This window comes from Pseudomonas sp. DY-1 (assembly GCF_003626975.1).
Lineage (GTDB): Bacteria > Pseudomonadota > Gammaproteobacteria > Pseudomonadales > Pseudomonadaceae > Metapseudomonas.
This window is the reverse complement of record NZ_CP032616.1, coordinates 748,909-764,013: the sequence shown is the minus strand read 5'-3', so window position 1 is coordinate 764,013 and position 15,105 is coordinate 748,909. Positions and strand designations below refer to the sequence as shown.

Annotated in this window: 17 protein-coding genes; 10 read left to right on the top strand and 7 right to left on the bottom strand. The window is 63.2% G+C overall.

Features of this window, described 5'->3' with window-relative positions:
• Nucleotides 1-44 precede the first annotated feature (44 nt).
• The 7 genes from pqqA to D6Z43_RS03850 all read left to right on the top strand — a co-directional run bounded on the left by pqqA (nucleotide 45) and on the right by D6Z43_RS03850 (nucleotide 6,330).
• Nucleotides 45-116 carry a pyrroloquinoline quinone precursor peptide PqqA gene (gene pqqA / locus D6Z43_RS03880; protein ID WP_120655176.1) on the top strand — a complete coding sequence of 24 codons (72 nt, stop codon included), beginning with the start codon at nucleotides 45-47 and terminating at the stop codon, nucleotides 114-116.
• 105 nt (nucleotides 117-221) lie between these two features.
• Nucleotides 222-1,136: a pyrroloquinoline quinone biosynthesis protein PqqB gene (gene pqqB / locus D6Z43_RS03875; RefSeq protein WP_120650601.1), complete on the top strand. Its 915-nt coding sequence runs from the start codon at nucleotides 222-224 to the stop codon at nucleotides 1,134-1,136.
• An 11-nt stretch (nucleotides 1,137-1,147) separates the two neighbouring features.
• Nucleotides 1,148-1,900 (top strand): pyrroloquinoline-quinone synthase PqqC, encoded by a 753-nt coding sequence (gene pqqC / locus D6Z43_RS03870; protein WP_120650599.1) that lies wholly within the window; start codon nucleotides 1,148-1,150, stop codon nucleotides 1,898-1,900.
• Nucleotides 1,897-2,175: a pyrroloquinoline quinone biosynthesis peptide chaperone PqqD gene (gene pqqD / locus D6Z43_RS03865; protein WP_120650597.1), complete on the top strand. Its 279-nt coding sequence runs from the start codon at nucleotides 1,897-1,899 to the stop codon at nucleotides 2,173-2,175. Before pqqC ends, pqqD begins: the two co-directional genes overlap by 4 nt.
• Entirely contained in the window at nucleotides 2,147-3,298 is a 1,152-nt protein-coding gene (gene pqqE / locus D6Z43_RS03860) for a pyrroloquinoline quinone biosynthesis protein PqqE (protein WP_120650595.1), read from the top strand. Before pqqD ends, pqqE begins: the two co-directional genes overlap by 29 nt.
• Before the next feature lie 4 nt (nucleotides 3,299-3,302).
• On the top strand, nucleotides 3,303-5,744 hold the full coding sequence (gene pqqF / locus D6Z43_RS03855; RefSeq protein ID WP_162945797.1) for a pyrroloquinoline quinone biosynthesis protein PqqF: 2,442 nt from the start codon (nucleotides 3,303-3,305) through the stop codon (nucleotides 5,742-5,744).
• Between the two features lie 94 nt (nucleotides 5,745-5,838).
• Nucleotides 5,839-6,330, top strand: a complete 492-nt coding sequence (locus D6Z43_RS03850; protein ID WP_120655175.1) for a GNAT family N-acetyltransferase — start codon at nucleotides 5,839-5,841, stop codon at nucleotides 6,328-6,330.
• A 28-nt stretch (nucleotides 6,331-6,358) separates the two neighbouring features.
• Here the strand turns inward: D6Z43_RS03850 and D6Z43_RS03845 are convergent, their stop codons facing one another.
• Together D6Z43_RS03845 and D6Z43_RS03840 are read right to left on the bottom strand one after the other, a co-directional pair.
• Nucleotides 6,359-6,751, bottom strand: coding sequence for a GFA family protein (locus tag D6Z43_RS03845; RefSeq protein ID WP_120650591.1), 393 nt, complete (start codon nucleotides 6,749-6,751; stop codon nucleotides 6,359-6,361).
• A gap of 69 nt (nucleotides 6,752-6,820) precedes the next feature.
• Nucleotides 6,821-7,087: a hypothetical protein gene (locus tag D6Z43_RS03840; protein ID WP_120650589.1), complete on the bottom strand. Its 267-nt coding sequence runs from the start codon at nucleotides 7,085-7,087 to the stop codon at nucleotides 6,821-6,823.
• 202 nt (nucleotides 7,088-7,289) lie between these two features.
• Between D6Z43_RS03840 and D6Z43_RS03835 the strand changes: the two genes are divergently transcribed.
• Both D6Z43_RS03835 and D6Z43_RS03830 read left to right on the top strand, forming a co-directional pair.
• On the top strand, nucleotides 7,290-7,535 hold the full coding sequence (locus tag D6Z43_RS03835) for a hypothetical protein (protein ID WP_120650587.1): 246 nt from the start codon (nucleotides 7,290-7,292) through the stop codon (nucleotides 7,533-7,535).
• Nucleotides 7,536-7,586: 51 nt separating this feature from the next.
• On the top strand, nucleotides 7,587-7,922 hold the full coding sequence (locus D6Z43_RS03830) for a hypothetical protein (protein WP_120650586.1): 336 nt from the start codon (nucleotides 7,587-7,589) through the stop codon (nucleotides 7,920-7,922).
• Between the two features lie 169 nt (nucleotides 7,923-8,091).
• Here D6Z43_RS03830 and D6Z43_RS03825 read toward each other — a convergent pair whose 3' ends face one another.
• The 4 genes from D6Z43_RS03825 to D6Z43_RS03810 all read right to left on the bottom strand — a co-directional run bounded on the left by D6Z43_RS03825 (nucleotide 8,092) and on the right by D6Z43_RS03810 (nucleotide 12,130).
• Nucleotides 8,092-8,958 (bottom strand): oxaloacetate decarboxylase, encoded by an 867-nt coding sequence (locus tag D6Z43_RS03825; protein ID WP_120650584.1) that lies wholly within the window; start codon nucleotides 8,956-8,958, stop codon nucleotides 8,092-8,094.
• A gap of 263 nt (nucleotides 8,959-9,221) precedes the next feature.
• Nucleotides 9,222-9,830, bottom strand: coding sequence for a L(+)-tartrate dehydratase subunit beta (gene ttdB, locus D6Z43_RS03820; RefSeq protein WP_120650582.1), 609 nt, complete (start codon nucleotides 9,828-9,830; stop codon nucleotides 9,222-9,224).
• Nucleotides 9,827-10,726 (bottom strand): L(+)-tartrate dehydratase subunit alpha, encoded by a 900-nt coding sequence (gene ttdA / locus D6Z43_RS03815; protein ID WP_120650580.1) that lies wholly within the window; start codon nucleotides 10,724-10,726, stop codon nucleotides 9,827-9,829. The genes ttdB and ttdA overlap by 4 nt, the downstream gene beginning before the upstream one ends.
• A gap of 63 nt (nucleotides 10,727-10,789) precedes the next feature.
• Complete coding sequence (locus D6Z43_RS03810; protein ID WP_120650579.1) at nucleotides 10,790-12,130, bottom strand: dicarboxylate/amino acid:cation symporter; 1,341 nt, start codon at nucleotides 12,128-12,130, stop codon at nucleotides 10,790-10,792.
• Nucleotides 12,131-12,308: 178 nt separating this feature from the next.
• Here D6Z43_RS03810 and D6Z43_RS03805 point away from each other — a divergent pair, with 178 nt between their 5' ends.
• Nucleotides 12,309-13,235: a LysR family transcriptional regulator gene (locus D6Z43_RS03805; protein ID WP_120650577.1), complete on the top strand. Its 927-nt coding sequence runs from the start codon at nucleotides 12,309-12,311 to the stop codon at nucleotides 13,233-13,235.
• Nucleotides 13,236-13,440: 205 nt separating this feature from the next.
• On the opposite strand, the gene D6Z43_RS03800 is transcribed toward D6Z43_RS03805, so the two are convergent.
• On the bottom strand, nucleotides 13,441-15,069 hold the full coding sequence (locus tag D6Z43_RS03800) for a BCCT family transporter (RefSeq protein ID WP_218569234.1): 1,629 nt from the start codon (nucleotides 15,067-15,069) through the stop codon (nucleotides 13,441-13,443).
• Nucleotides 15,070-15,105 lie beyond the last annotated feature (36 nt).

Below are 15,105 nucleotides of genomic sequence, written 5' to 3'. Positions count from 1 at the left end.
TCGTCGATTCACCCCACGCAATAACAAAAGAGAGGATTCGACCCATGTGGACCAAACCCAGCTACACCGACATGCGCATTGGCTTTGAAGTGACCCTGTACTTCGCCAACCGCTGATGCTCCACGGCGCTGAGCTGGCCTCCACCGGCACAGCGTCCTTGCTTGACCCCGGTTTACCGGGGTCCTTTTTCCTGCAGGATTCCAAGGCAGGTCGTATTCGCCATGCATATCCAGATTCTCGGCTCGGCCGCCGGTGGTGGTTTCCCCCAGTGGAACTGCAATTGCCACAACTGCCGTGGCGTGCGCAGCGGCAAGGTCCGGGCGCAGCCGCGCAGCCAGTCCTCCATCGCCCTCAGCGCCAATGGCGTCGACTGGGTGCTGTGCAACGCCTCGCCTGATATCCGTGCCCAGCTGGAGGCCTTCCCGCCGCTGCAGCCGGCGCGCCGTGTGCGCGACACGGGCATTGCCGCGATCATCCTGATGGACAGCCAGATCGATCACGTCACTGGCCTGCTCAGCTTGCGCGAGGGCTGTCCGCACCAGGTCTGGTGCACTGAGATGGTCCACCAGGACCTCAGCACCGGCTTCCCGCTCTTCACCATGCTCCAGCACTGGAACGGCGGGCTGGCGTGGCACCCCATCGACCTGGCCAGTCCGGTGTTCGAGATTCCCGCCTGTACTGGCCTGAAGTTCACCGCCATCCCCCTGCGCAGCAGTGCGCCGCCGTACTCGCCGCATCGCGGCAACCCGCACCCCGGCGACAACATCGGCCTGTTCATTGAGGACCTGGCGAGCGGCGGCAGCCTGTTCTACGCCCCGGGCCTGGGCCAGGTGGATGAGACACTGCTCGGCTGGATGCGCCGCGCCGACTGCCTGCTGGTGGACGGCACGCTGTGGCGTGACGACGAAATGCGCCATTGCGAGGTCGGCGACAAGCTCGGCAGCGAGATGGGCCACCTGCCACAGAGCGGCCCGGGCGGCATGATCGAAGTGCTCGACGGAATTTCGGGCCCGCGCAAGGTGCTCATTCACATCAACAACACCAACCCGATCCTCGACGTCGATTCCCGCGAGCGCGCTGAACTGGGCCGCCACGGCATCGAAGTGGCCTGGGACGGCATGAGCATCGAGTTGTAAGGGAGCCCGAGATGAACCAGCCAGCCATGAGCCCCGCCGAGTTCGAGCAGGCCCTGCGCGCCAAGGGTGCCTGTTACCACATCCACCACCCGTACCACCGGGCGATGTACGAAGGCCGTGCGAGCCGCGCGCAGATCCAGGGCTGGGTGGCCAACCGCTTCTACTACCAGGTGTGCATCCCGCTGAAGGACGCCGCCATCATGGCCAACTGCCCGGACCGCGATACCCGCCGCGAATGGATCCAGCGCATCCAGGACCACGATGGCGCGCCCGGCGAGGAAGGTGGCATCGAGGCCTGGCTGCGCCTGGCCGAGGCGGTGGGCCTCGACCGCGGGCAGGTGCTGTCCCAGGAGCTGGTGTTGCCGGGGGTGCGTTTCGCGGTGGACGCCTACGTCAACTTCGCCCGTCGCGCCAATTGGCAGGAAGCGGCCAGCAGTTCGCTGACCGAGCTGTTCGCGCCGCAGATCCACCAGTCGCGGCTGGACAGCTGGCCGCAGCACTATCCCTGGATCGACCCGACTGGCTACGACTACTTCAGAAAGCGCCTGAAGGAGGCGCGTCGCGATGTCGAGCACGGCCTGCGCATCACCCTCGAGCATTACCGCACCTGGGAAGCCCAGCAACGCATGCTGGAGATCCTGCAATTCAAGCTGGACGTGCTCTGGAGCATGCTCGATGCGATGAGCATGGCCTACGAACTGGACCGTCCGCCTTACCACACGGTGACCCGTGAGCGGGTCTGGCACCGGGGGATTGCCCTGTGAGCGAGTTCGATATCCATCAGATCCCGCAGTTTCGCCGTGGCTATCGTTTGCAGTGGGAGCCGGCGCAGAACTGCCATGTGCTGCTTTACCCGGAAGGGATGATCCGCCTCAACGAAAGTGCCGGTGCCATTGCCACGCAGATCGACGGTCAACGCGATGTCGACTCGATCATTCGCAACCTGAGCGCACAGTATCCGGATGCGCCGGACCTGGCGGATGACGTCGTGCAGTTCATGGAGGTCGCCAGTGAAAAGTTCTGGATCCAGCTCCGCTGAGCACAATATCGGCCTGCCGCTCTGGCTGCTGGCCGAGCTGACGTATCGCTGCCCGCTGCAGTGCCCGTACTGCTCGAACCCCCTGGACTTCGCGAAACAGGGCGAGGAACTGACGACCGCCCAGTGGATCGAGGTGTTCCGCCAGGGCCGTGAGCTGGGCGCGGCGCAACTCGGCTTCTCCGGTGGCGAGCCGCTGGTGCGCCAGGACCTGGAAGAGTTGATCCACGCCGCGCGGGAGCTGGGCTACTACACCAACCTGATCACCTCCGGCATCGGCCTCACTGAGGCGCGCATTGCCGCCTTCAAGGACGCCGGGCTGGACCATATCCAGGTCAGCTTCCAGGCCGCCGACGAGGAGGTGAACAACCTGCTGGCCGGCTCGCGCAAGGCCTTCGCCCAGAAGCTGGCCATGGCCCGCGCGGTGAAGGCCCAGGGCTACCCGATGGTGCTGAACTTCGTCATCCACCGGCACAACATCGACAGCATCGAACGGATCATCGAACTGTGCCTGGAGCTGGAGGCGGACTTCGTCGAACTCGCCACCTGCCAGTTCTACGGCTGGGCCGAGCTGAACCGCGCCGGGTTGCTGCCGACCCGCGCCCAGCTGGAACGGGCCGAGCGCATCACCAATGAGTACCGGGACAAGCTCGCCGCCGAGAAGCACCCGTGCAAGCTGATCTTCGTCACCCCGGACTACTACGAGGAACGCCCCAAGGCCTGCATGAACGGCTGGGGCAGCCTGTTCCTCGACATCACCCCGGATGGCACCGCGCTGCCGTGCCACAGCGCCCGCCAGTTGCCGGTGCAGTTCCCGAATGTGCGCGAGCACTCGCTGCGGCATATCTGGTACGAGTCCTTCGGTTTCAACCGTTTCCGTGGCTACGACTGGATGCCCGAGCCGTGCCGCTCCTGCGACGAGAAGGAAAAGGACTTCGGCGGTTGCCGCTGCCAGGCCTTCCTGCTCACCGGCGACGCCAGCAACGCCGACCCGGTCTGCGCCAAGTCGGCACACCACGGCCAGATACTGGCGGCCCGGGAAGAAGCGGAGCATGCCGCCAAGCCGCCGGAACAACTGACCTATCGCAACGAGAAGAATGCCCGGCTCATCGCGACGAGCCGCTGAGATCATGAACAGCCGACTCGCCGCCCCCGGACCCAGCCCCTTGCGCACCCGCCTGGACAATGGCCTGGAACTGGTCCTGCTCCACCAGCCTGGCCTAGGCAGGGCCGCTGCGGCCCTGCGGATACATGCGGGCAGCCATGATGCTCCCCAGGCCTTTCCCGGCCTGGCGCACTTCCTCGAACACCTGGTCTTCCTCGGCAGTGCCAGCTTCCCCTTGGGACAGGGCCTGATTCCATTCGTCCTGGCCCAGGGCGGCGACGTCAACGCGACCACCCGCGAACGTCATACCGACTTTTTCTTCGAGCTGCCGCGCAGCGCCTTCGACGGCGGCTTGGCGCGCCTATGCGACATGATCGCCGCGCCATCGTTAGCGCTGCAGAGCCAGGAAAGGGAGCGCGAGGTGCTGCATGCCGAGTTCCTCGCCTGGACACACGCCGACGGGCGTAGCGCCCTGCCACTGGCGGCCAGTCTGCCGCGGAACCATCCTTGCGCCCGCTTCCATGCCGGCAATCGCTACAGCCTGCCGATTCGCCAGCCGGCCTTCCAGGCAGCACTGCACGAACACCACCGCCAGTTCTATCGAACCGGCCAGAAGACCCTGGTGCTGGCGGGCCCGCAGCCGCTCCATGAACTGCACTGGCTGGCGCAGCGCCATGCAGCACAGCTCGGCAGCGCCCCGCTGCTGAGACGAGCGTCTCCGCCCGCCCTCTTCCCCCTTCGGAACGGCCTTGCGCCCGCGCCCTCCGATTCCGAGCTGAGCCTGGCCTTCGTCCTCGACAGCCTGCCGCGAGACGCCGAACTGACCCTCGACTTCATCGCCTTCTGGCTGGCCCACGAGGGGCCTGGCAGCTGGTTCGGCCATCTCCGCGACGCAGGGATCGCAGAGCGGCTGAACATCAAGCTGTCCAAGGTCGGAGAACGGCAGGCCATCCTTCAACTCGACCTGCAACTGGCCTGCCCGCCATCTGCCGATCAGCCGGATGCCATCGCCCTGCTGTTCAGCTGGCTGGAGTTCTTTGCCGGCGTGCAGGACAAGGACGCCTTGCATGACGAGTACGCTCGCGTGCAACTGCGCCAGCTGGAAACCATGCGGCCATTGGCACTGGCCCGACACTGGTTGTGCAACGACCGGCAATGGCCCGGATCAGGCCGAAAAATGCTTGCCGCCCTCCCCGCCGTGCTGGCCCAACTGCAGCCTGCGCAGCTGGTGCATCTGCGCGGCGGCCATCCACGCGCGGCCAGCTCGCCCGCGCCCCAACATTGGCAACTCCCGCCCACAAACCGCTTCCTGGGCGAGGAGCGATGGCCTGACGTTGCACCCGACCAACCACCTCACCCTGGGGGTCTGCAGCTTGCCCCCGAACCACCCAGCCCCAGTGGCCAGGGCGCCCTCTTCCTGCGTTGGCGCGCAGCCTCGGCCAGACCCACGCAGCACCGTTTGTTTGCCATGTTGCGCACGAAGCTGGCCGCTATGATTGATGAAGCGCGGCAAGCCGGTCTGGAAATCCGCCTGACCCATCTGCAAACGGATTGGGAGATTGCATTCATTGGAATCGCTCGCGTGATTCCATCAGCACTGCAGGCGGCACTCGAACAACTCGAGGTCATGCCGACGCCGCCGTCCGTATCGTCCCGCGCGAGGCAATCCAGCGGCATCCTCATCCAGCAAATGTTCTACCGCCTGGATCAGGGCGCAGAGGCGGATTGCGAGCCATTTTCCGCTGAAGCGCTGGAGTCCGCCTGGGATGACTTCTGGCGATCGGCCAACTGGGATGGCCTCGCATTCGGGCTGGATGCCCGGACCCAGGCTCAGGTAGTCGCTCAGACCCGTGCGCTACCCGGCCGGGCATTCGGTCCCCTGCCTTCGAATGGACGAAACCCCGCCGAACTGCCCTGGACTCGATTCGAAACGGCCGACCCGCAACACGCACTCCTGCTGTTCTGTGCCCAACCCGGTGAGGACACGCTCACCGAGGCCATCTGGCGTGCACTTGCGCAGCTGATCGAGCCCGCCTTCTTTCAGCGCATGCGCACCGAGCTGCAACTGGGCTATGGCGTCCTGTCAGGCTATCGGCGCGTCGGTGGACGGCCCGGCATCCTCTTCGGGCTCCAGTCGCCTTCTACCCCACCAGAGGAGTTGCGCCGATTCATCGAGCAATTTCTCGCAGACTTTCCAGGGTTCTTGTCAAAGCTGAAGCCACTGACGCTGCGAAATGGCATTGCCCAACTCGGTACGCAATTCGACGATCCTCGCCAGGCCGCCGAACAGCAATGGCAAGCCTGCAAAAGCGGCCAGGCGCTCGGCCTGCAACATCTGCGCGATGCCATGTCGCTGTTGAGCACAACCGATCTGCTGCACGGGCTGGAGGATCTGCGGCAAGCCAGGAACGAGTGGATCTGCATGGCAAGCAGCAAGCCGGTTGAGGGCGTCCCTTCGCGCGGCTGAATCGAATTTCTGTATGGCGAATTTCGTTTGGATCTGCACCTATCACGCACCTTGTCACCGCCTTAGCATCGACCACTCCGAACGGTTCCAGGCGATGAAAGAGATGCTCGATGACATCGACTTTTCAGGTTTTAAGGTGCGTCGGCTGGAGCCGGATGACCTTCCGATGATCTGCCGGCATCGCGAAACCATGTTCCTCGAGGCAGGCGGAGTTCCTCCGGAGTTGCGGGTGATGACCGAGCACTTCCGCCCCTGGTTACATCAGCGCCTGGTCGATGGCCGTTACTATGGTTTTGCATTGATGGACGGTGGACAGCCCGTGGCGGCGATAGGCCTCATGAGTATCGACTGGCCACCCCACCCGGCCCATCCGAACCTGGACCAGCGCGGCTATGTGCTGAATGTGTTCGTCGAACCTGCCTATCGGCGCCGCGGCCTGGCTTCGTCCCTGATGAAGTTGGCGGAAGCGGAGTTCGCCCAGCGCGGATTGAGCTTCGCCGTGCTGCACGCGACCGATGCAGGCAAGCCGGTCTATGAAGAGCTGGGCTGGGCCGCCACCACTGAAATGGCCAAGGCCATCGGCTGACTCGTCTGCTCGAACGCAACGTTCCTGCCTACCCCTCAAGGCGCCCCGTCGAATCACGATCATGCTCGTAGCGCCTTGCGAGCGGGAACGGCGGCAACCAGGACTCGCGACGCACAACCCAGCTTTCGTAGGTCGGCATCAGTTGGCCTGGAGCATCCAGGGCGCCGAGGTTCACTTCGATTTCGTCTGCGGTACGGGCGAAAACGGACGAGCCGCAGCGGGGACAGAAAAATCGACCAGCGTAGTCTTGAGTTTCGCCCTCGATCGTCACGGCATCCTGAGGAAACACCGCGCAGGCGTTGAAAAGAGCCCCGTGATGCTTGCGGCAGTCGAGGCAGTGACAAAGGCCAACCCGGTACGGGCGCCCCGACGCCACGATTCGGACGTTGCCGCAGAGGCAGCCGCCGGTGAATCGGTCCATGCTGCGTCTCCTCTGAAATCAGGCGGAGGTCGTCACGAGCCGATGAGGGCCTGCTCGCCGGGCTTCACGTTACCCCGTCCTTACAGGGTCCTGGGCAGGCAGATTGCCGACAATTGCCTGAATCTCGAACAGGAGCTGCTCGACCGTCCTATCAAGCGCGCCCGGTCCACGGAGGTCGGCCAGCTGTACGCCCGTTATGCGTATCGACTCGTGCGACTTGATTCGCCGCAGGCGGATCTCGATGACCTGGCCCAGGCCGAACTCGCACAGGACCTCGAAGCCGGGAAGGACTGAATCCACTTGATCTTGAAGTCGTTGTTGAAGCAGGCGCTTCATGGTGCCTCCGGTGTTATCCAGCGGCCTGACAAAACGGATACTTAGACAACGTAGTAATGGACAGCCGTTCCCGTAAATTTCGGACCGTTCGTCTGCCTGAGTACCAGGGCACGCCATTCATCGATACCTCATCCCGGATTCTGGTTGCTGGTTCATATTTGACATCCGCAATGTCTGAGTTGCACCCCAGCAGGAGGCCGCCATGAACCGACGAGACTTCCCCGGGCATGCTGCCTGGACCGAAACCCGCCTCAACGGTGATCACGTCCCGGCATTCATCGCCATCAAGCTGCATCACCCCGATATCGAACCCCAACTCCACCAGGTCTATTACCGCACTCACTTCAAGCGCAGGTCCGATGGGGCACTGGCTGCCCAGGATGCGCTCAGCAAGCTGCTGCACATCGATGAATATGGGTGCCCGGTGTTCAGTTCACCCGACTGCTGACCTGCCCTCTCGGCGATCGCTGATCACCTTCCGGGTCGAGGAGAACCCACGATGAACATCACCAGCGAAAATCGGGGCATTGAAGTGCTTTTCGAAGAATTGATGCCGGGATTTCACTGCATCGTGACACGGCAGGAGGATGGGGCGATCAACCTCCAGTTCGAGAGCCTCGCCAGCCACAAGATGATAGTGCTGCCGGCCGTAGACCCAACGCTCTGGGATACGCCCGAAAAGCTGCGCAACTTGTGCGAACAGATCGCGGAGGAATTTGCGATTTTTTGCGAAGAGTCATTGCCAGCCAATGCCGTTAGGCCACCGAGTCAGTTCACAGAAGCCGTGCGGGAGAAGCTGTACGCGGTTCTGAATTCGTTACGAGGACACGCATGAGGAGGTATCGCCGTGAATGCAGCCGCTGCATCCGTGGCCCTGCGCGGCGGGGTTGGACGTGAGAAACCATCAACCATGGTCCGCATGGGTTTCGTACCTCAACCCATCCTGCGGATCTGAGCCGAGATTGCCTGTGGAGGCGATGTCAATCGCCAGTCAGGCTGCAGCATCATTCCTTGACGTTCATGAACTCCCGCGCCCAGGCGATGTAGTCGTCGGGGCAGGTGTACCGGGTTACCAATTCCGAGGCATTGAGGCCGTTGCCGATTGGGATGCCACGCTGCTCGCGCAGGCTGTCGTAGGTGGCTTTGACCGCTGCGAAGTAGGCACCGTGACCGTCCACCACGATGCGCACACCCAGCTCGGCCAGTCGGCTGTCGTCGCGCAGTTCCGGGTTGCCGTAGGTGACCAGCATCAGCGGCACACGCAGGTCTTCGGCGATGGCCTCGAGATGAGCGAAGTCCTTCACACCGACCAGGCAAATGCCATCGGCGCCGGCGCCCTGGTAAGCGCGGGTGCGGTGGATGACGTCGGCCAACGGCTGCACGCCGGCGTGAGTGCGGGCGATGATCGCCAGCGCGCGGTCGTCGCGGACTTCCTGGGCTGCGCGCAGCTTGCCGATTCCCTCTTCGACGCTGATCAGGTCATAGGACTTGCGGCCGAATTGTGCCGGCAACAGGGTGTCTTCGAGGGTCAGCGCGGCGACGCCGGCGCGCTCCAGTTCAATCACCGTACGCATCGCGTTGAGCGCGTTGCCATAGCCGTGGTCGGCGTCGGCGATAACTGGCAGGCGGGCCACCCTGCCGATGCGAGTGGCCTGCTCGGCGAACTCGCTGAGGGTGATCAGGGCGATGTCCGGTGCGGCGAGCACCTGCAGGGATGCGACCGAACCGCCAAGGATGCCGACCTCGAAACCGAGGTCCGCGGCGATGCGTGCCGACAAGGGATCGAACACCGATGCGGTGTGGTAACAGGCTGGACTGGCAAGCAGGGCACGGAAGGCGTTGCGCAGCTCATGGTGACAGGCTTTCTGCATGGTCTTATCCCTTGAGTCGTTGTCTGGTCTTTGCCGTTCATGATTGCAAGACCTGTACCCGACGCTCGTGGTGCGTCTATTTCGGGAACCTGGTGGGAATTCCCGGCGATGGAGTGGGGAAAGAACGCCACTACCCGGACAGAAGATGGCGGAAACCCGCCGGGAGGCATGTCCGGGAGGCATGTCCGGGAGACGGGAGCAAGGAGCACGTCTTGCACCGCAAGGGGGCGATCACGGCTTCCCTGCCGTGATCGCTGGCCAGGTCACTTGATGAAGCGCACCTGGCTGTTGATCTTCTCGATGACAGCGCCCTTGCGTTCGTTGAAGCGCGCTTTGTTCTGCTCGAACAGGTTGTTGCCCTTGGTATCGATGGAGATGATCAGCGGGCCGAACTCGCGGACCCGGTTCACCCAGAGGGTTTCCGGCATGCCCAGGTCCTGCCACTCCGCGCGTTCGATTTCCTCCACCTTGGTCGCGGCAAGAACCGCGCAACCGCCGGGGAATACCGCATGCACAGCCTTGTTCTCCAGGCAGCCGGCGGTGGTTTCCGGGCCCATGCCGCCCTTGCCGATGATCAGCTTGACGCCGGTTTCCTCGATGAACTGACGTTCGAACTTCTCCATGCGCATGCTGGTGGTCGGTCCGATGGACACCATTTCGAAACTGCCGTCGTCCTTCTTGCGGACGATGGGACCGGCGTGGAAGATCGCCCCGCCGCGCAGGTCGACCGGCAGTTCGCGCTTGAGCTCGATCAGTCGGCGGTGCGCCACGTCGCGGCAGGTCACCAGCTGGCCGGTCAGGTAGACCACGTCGCCGACGTTGAGGGCCGCGAGGTCTTCATCCTTGATCGGGGTCGAGAGGACTTTTTTCACAGTACTACTCCTTCGTGGGAGAGGATGTCGTAGGACAGGTCGGCATTGATGCGGATCTTGCCGCGACGGTGCGCCCAGCAACCGGTGGAGACGGCCACGCCAATGGTCGACGGGTGACGCGCCGAGGATTCGATGTTGACGCCCATTACGCTGCTGTTGCCGGTCAACCCCTGCGGACCAATGCCGATCTCGTTGAGGCCCTCCTCGAGGAGCCTTTCCATCATCGCGGCGTTCGCGTTCGGGTGGGAGGAGTCCACCGGACGCAGGATGGCCCGCTTGGACAGGCGCGCCGCGGTTTCCACCGAAGTGGACACGCCGACGCCGACCAGTAGCGGCGGGCAGGCGTTCACGCCGCGCGAGGTGATCACGTCGAAGACGAACTCGGTCACCCCTTCGTAGCCCTGTCCGGGCATCAGCACCTTGGCCGAACCCGGCAAGGTGCAGCCGCCGCCGGCCATGTAGACGTCGATCAGCGCATAGTCGGCGTCGGGGATGATTTCCCAGTCCAGCCACGGGATCTTCGAACCGGTGTTGGTGCCGGTGTTCTTCTCGTCGAAGGTCTCCACGGCGTTGTGCCGCAGCGGTCCCTTCTTGGTGGCTTCCAGGGTCGCGTTCTGCAGGATGTTTTCGAGTTCACCCAACAGCGGGAACCGGGCGCCGGCGGCAATGAAGTACTGGATGACACCAGTATCCTGGCAGCTCGGGCGGTCGAGCTTGTCCGCGTAGTCCTGGTTCTCGGCCATCGAATCGTAGATCTCGATGGCCAGGGAATTGGTCTCCGCGGCGCGCAATTTTGCGGTCTTTTCCTTGACGTCCTTCGGCAGGCGCTTGCCGATATAGGCGGTGAACTTTGCCATCACGTCGGTAAGCGATTGAACGGCTGATTCGTTATCCATCTTCTTATTCCTCACTGCATCACAAGGCGGGTCTTTGGGTGTTCTGTTGGCGGGTCCGCTGAGTCAGGCGCCGCTGGCGGTCGTGGCCGGCTTTACGGCGTGGCTCGGCAGCGATGATTGCTGCGCCTGGCTCTGTTCCGGCAGTTCGCTGCCGCTCAGCACCTGATCCATTCGGGATTTGTCGAGGGCACCGACCCACTTGGCGATGGCCATGGTTCCAACCGCATTGCCGATGGTGTTGGTGATGGCGCGCGCCTCGGACATGAAGCGGTCGACACCGAGCAGCAGCACCATGCCGGCGACCGGGATGTTGTCCATCGAGGCCAGGGTGGCGGCCAGGGTGATGAAGCCGGAGCCAGTGACGCCCGCCGAGCCTTTCGAGGTGAGCAGCAGCACGCCGAGCACGATCAACTGGTCGGTCAGGGTCAACGGTGTGTTGGTGGCCTGGGCAATGAAGATGGCCGCCATGGTGTAGTAGATGCACTGGCCGTCGGGGTTGAAGGTCAGCCCGGAGGGAATCACCAGCCCCACCACCGGCTTGGAGACGCCGACGCTCTCCAACTTGTTCATCAGTTGTGGCACGACCGATTCCGAGGAACTGGTGCCCAGCACGGTGAACAGTTCTTCCTTGAGGTACTTGAGGAACTTCCAGAGGCTGAAGCCGGACAAGCGGGCGATGAAGCCGAGGACGAAGACCACGAACAGGAAGCAGGTCAGGTACATGGTCGCCATCAGCTTGCCGAGCGAAACGATCGAGCCAAGACCGTACTTGCCGACGGTGAAGGCCATCGCGCCGCAGGCAGCCAGCGGTGCAACGCGCATGACCATGCCGACGATGTAGAACATGCCGTGGGAGAAGGCTTCCAGTACATCTACCACTGGCTTGCCGCGCGGTCCCAGGTGAGCCAGGGCGATGCCGAACAGGGTCGAGAACAGCAGGATCTGCAGGATTTCGTTCTTGGCGAATGCGTCGGTGACGCTGGCGGGAATGATGTGCAGCAGGAAGTCGGTGAAGCTGCCGGAGCTACTCGCCGCGGTGGCTGTGTAGGTAGAGATGCTCTTGATGTCGAGGGTGGCCGGGTCGACGTTCATGCCCTGGCCGGGCTGCACGAAGTTGACTACCACCAGGCCCAGCACCAGGGCGAAGGTCGAGAGGACTTCGAAGTAGATCAGCGAGCGCATGCCGACCCGGCCGAGCTCCTTCATGTTCTCCATCTTGGCGATGCCGAGCACCACCGTGGCGAAGATGATTGGCGCGAAGACCATCTTGATCAGCTTGATGAAGGCATCGCCGATAGGCTTCAGATCGGCACCGAACTGGGGCCAGATCGCACCGAGCAAGATGCCGATGGTCACGCCGATCAGAACCTGGACATAGAGCTTTCCTAGGTATCGCTTGGCCATGGTTTTCTCCGAATTATTGTTGTGAGTCGGATGTAGTTGGCGCCCGGGCGGCCGCATCAGGCTGTGGCTGGCAAATGACCCAGATTTCATGTGGGTAATTCACGAAAGCAAAGTTAATGGTTTTCCTGAAGTCGCGTAATACAATGAAAGTTATTTCATTGTTTCCTTCAGGTTAATTATGAATCAGGTATCGGAGCTGGCCTTCTTCACCCAACTGGTCAGGGCGGGCAGCCTTGCAGCCACTGCGCGGGAGCTCAATCTGACGCCGCCGGCGGTTTCCAAGCGGCTTGCGCAACTCGAGCAGCGCCTTGGCGTGCGCCTGCTCAATCGCACCACGCGCAGCATCAGCCTCACCGCCGAGGGCGAGCTCTATCTGATCAACGCGCAACGGATCCTTGGCGAGATCGAGGAAATGGAGAGTCAGGTGTCGAGCAGCCGGGCCGAGCCCAAGGGGCTGCTGCGCGTCAATGCGCCGCTGGGCTTCGGCCGCACCCATGTCGGCCCGGCGATCTCTTCGTTCGTCAGGCGCTATCCGGAAGTCGAGGTACAGCTGCACCTGACCGACCGGCCAATCAACCTGCCGGACGATGCCATCGACGTCGCCATCCGCTTCGGTGAGTTGCCCGACTCCCGGCTGATCGCCCGCAAGATCGCCGCGAACCGCCGCAGGTTGTGTGCTGCACCGGCCTACCTCGAGGCCTTCGGTCGTCCCGAAACACCCAAGGACCTGGTGCAGCACAACTGCATCGTGCTACGTCAGAACGATGCGGCCTTCGGCATCTGGCGCCTGAGCCTGGGCAAGCAGACGGAGTCGATAAAGGTACGCGGCGGCCTCAGCACCAACGATGGCGAGGTGGCGCTGAACTGGGCGCTGGATGGTCACGGCATTCTCATGCGCGCCGAGTGGAACCTCGCCAGTCACCTGCGCGCCGGCCGCCTGGTGGAAGTGTTGGGGGACTATGAAACACCGCCTGCAGACATCTACGCGGTCTATCTCGAACGCCTCAACCTGTCGGCAAAGGTGTCCTTCTTCGTCGAGCACCTGCGCGACTTCTTCCGGCGCAACGCGGACGGGCCCGGCGATAGCCTTGCGGCGTGGCAGTGAGTATCCGGTGGCTGGCGATGGAGGTCAGAGGGTTGTTGCCGAGGGGCAACTGCCTTGCCCTTGGCGAATGATTTCACCCCTACAGGGGAGACCTGTCCAGTCCGGGCTGAGATCAAATTCCCTCACCCCAGCCCTCTCCCCGAGGGAGAGGGGGGTTGGCCGCGCGCGTGGGGGTGAAACTTGCGCGGCGCTTGGGGCTTCATCTTCAATCCAAAGCGGCAGGTGCTCGGTCGCGGAGCGCGGCAAGCGGGTCATGCGCCACGCCGACCTGCCGCTCGCTCAGCAGTGCCTTCCACAGCGACACGCACAAGCCCACCATCACCGCCAGGAATGGCGCGGCGAAGATGATGGCGGCGGTCTGCAACGCTACCAGGCCGCCCATCACCAGCAGCACCGAGGCCGCCGCACTGGCCAGCGTGCCCCATAGCACCACCAGCCAGCCTGGCGGCTGCAGGCTGCCGCGGGCACACAGCATGCCCATGACAATGGAACCCGCGTCGGCTCCCGAGATGAAGAACACGCCGACCAGCACAATGGCCGCAAACGAAGTCAGCGTGGCAGCGGGATACTGGGACAGCAACGTGAAGAGCGCCACTGCCGGTCCCTGGTCATTCACCGCTGCGGCAATGCCACCCGCGCCTGCCAGCTCCGAGTAGAGGGCCGCGCCGCCCATGATCGCGAACCAGACCATGGTGACGCCGCTGGGAATGAAGATGACGCCGATGACGAACTCGCGAATGGTGCGGCCTCGCGAAATTCGCGCGATGAAGGTACCGACGAAGGGAGCCCAGGAGATCCACCAGGCCCAGTAGAAGATGGTCCAGCCAGCGAGCCACTTGCCATCGCTGAAAGCCGCGGTACGGAACGACATCGGCACCAGTTCGCGGAGGTATTCGCCTATCGATGCGACCAGGGTGTTCATGATGAATACGCTGGGGCCAACCGCCGCCAGGAACAGCAACAACAACACTGCGACCACCATGTTGACGTTGCTCAGGAACTGCACCCCCTTGCCCACGCCGGACACTGCGGAAAGGATGAAGAGCACCGTCATCACCGCAATGATCGCCAATGCAATGCTGTTCGATTCGCCGGTGTGCCAGAGGTAGTTCAGGCCGCTGTTGATCTGCTGCGCGCCCAGGCCGAGCGAGGTGGCAGTGCCGAAAAGAGTGGCCAGAACCGCCAGCACGTCGATCGACTTGCCCAATGGCCCGCGCACACCTGCCTCGCCGATCAATGGCGTAAAGGCGCTGGAGATCAGGTTCGGCAGTCCATTGCGGAACGAGAAGTAAGCCATCACCAGGCCGACGATGGCGTAGATCGCCCAGGGATGGAACGCCCAATGGAAGTAGGCGTAACCCATTGCGACCTTGGCCGCTTCCCTGGAGTGCGGCTGCGCCAGGTCGTTGGGCAGCGTCGAAAAGTGTGTGATCGGCTCGGCCACGCCCCAGAACATGAGGCCGATCCCCATGCCGACGCTGAACATCATCGCGATCCACGACGACGTGCTGAACTCGGGCTGTTCGTCGTCCTTGCCCAGTCTGATTCGGCCGAAGCGGCTGAAAGCCAGGAACAGCGCGAAACCCAGGAAGAACGCCGTGGAGAGGACGAAGCTCCAGCCGAACCAGTCGATGATGGTGTTCAGCAGCGCCTGCGACGCCGTCGCCATGGCCGTGGGCGCGAGTGCCCCCCAGGTGACCAACGAGGCTGAAATCGCCGCAGCCCCCCAGAAAACGACCTTGTCGACGGGTGATCCAGGTGTCTTGTGCATGGGCCTCCTCAAGCTTTGAATGCCTTTCTTCTTGTAAGGTTTTGAACCTGCCGTGGCGGGCAATGATCACTGCCCCGCGATGGTCGCGCGACAGGTGAA

Coding starts and splice junctions, on each gene's coding strand:
- pqqB (WP_120650601.1), top strand. CDS start 222: ATGCATATCCAGATTCTCGGCTCGGCCGCCGGTGGTGGTTTCCCCCAG.
- pqqC (WP_120650599.1), top strand. CDS start 1,148: ATGAACCAGCCAGCCATGAGCCCCGCCGAGTTCGAGCAGGCCCTGCGC.
- pqqF (WP_162945797.1), top strand. CDS start 3,303: ATGAACAGCCGACTCGCCGCCCCCGGACCCAGCCCCTTGCGCACCCGC.
- D6Z43_RS03850 (WP_120655175.1), top strand. CDS start 5,839: ATGAAAGAGATGCTCGATGACATCGACTTTTCAGGTTTTAAGGTGCGT.
- D6Z43_RS03845 (WP_120650591.1), bottom strand. CDS start 6,751: ATGGACCGATTCACCGGCGGCTGCCTCTGCGGCAACGTCCGAATCGTG.
- D6Z43_RS03840 (WP_120650589.1), bottom strand. CDS start 7,087: ATGAAGCGCCTGCTTCAACAACGACTTCAAGATCAAGTGGATTCAGTC.
- D6Z43_RS03835 (WP_120650587.1), top strand. CDS start 7,290: ATGAACCGACGAGACTTCCCCGGGCATGCTGCCTGGACCGAAACCCGC.
- D6Z43_RS03830 (WP_120650586.1), top strand. CDS start 7,587: ATGAACATCACCAGCGAAAATCGGGGCATTGAAGTGCTTTTCGAAGAA.
- D6Z43_RS03825 (WP_120650584.1), bottom strand. CDS start 8,958: ATGCAGAAAGCCTGTCACCATGAGCTGCGCAACGCCTTCCGTGCCCTG.
- ttdA (WP_120650580.1), bottom strand. CDS start 10,726: ATGGATAACGAATCAGCCGTTCAATCGCTTACCGACGTGATGGCAAAG.
- D6Z43_RS03810 (WP_120650579.1), bottom strand. CDS start 12,130: ATGGCCAAGCGATACCTAGGAAAGCTCTATGTCCAGGTTCTGATCGGC.
- D6Z43_RS03805 (WP_120650577.1), top strand. CDS start 12,309: ATGAATCAGGTATCGGAGCTGGCCTTCTTCACCCAACTGGTCAGGGCG.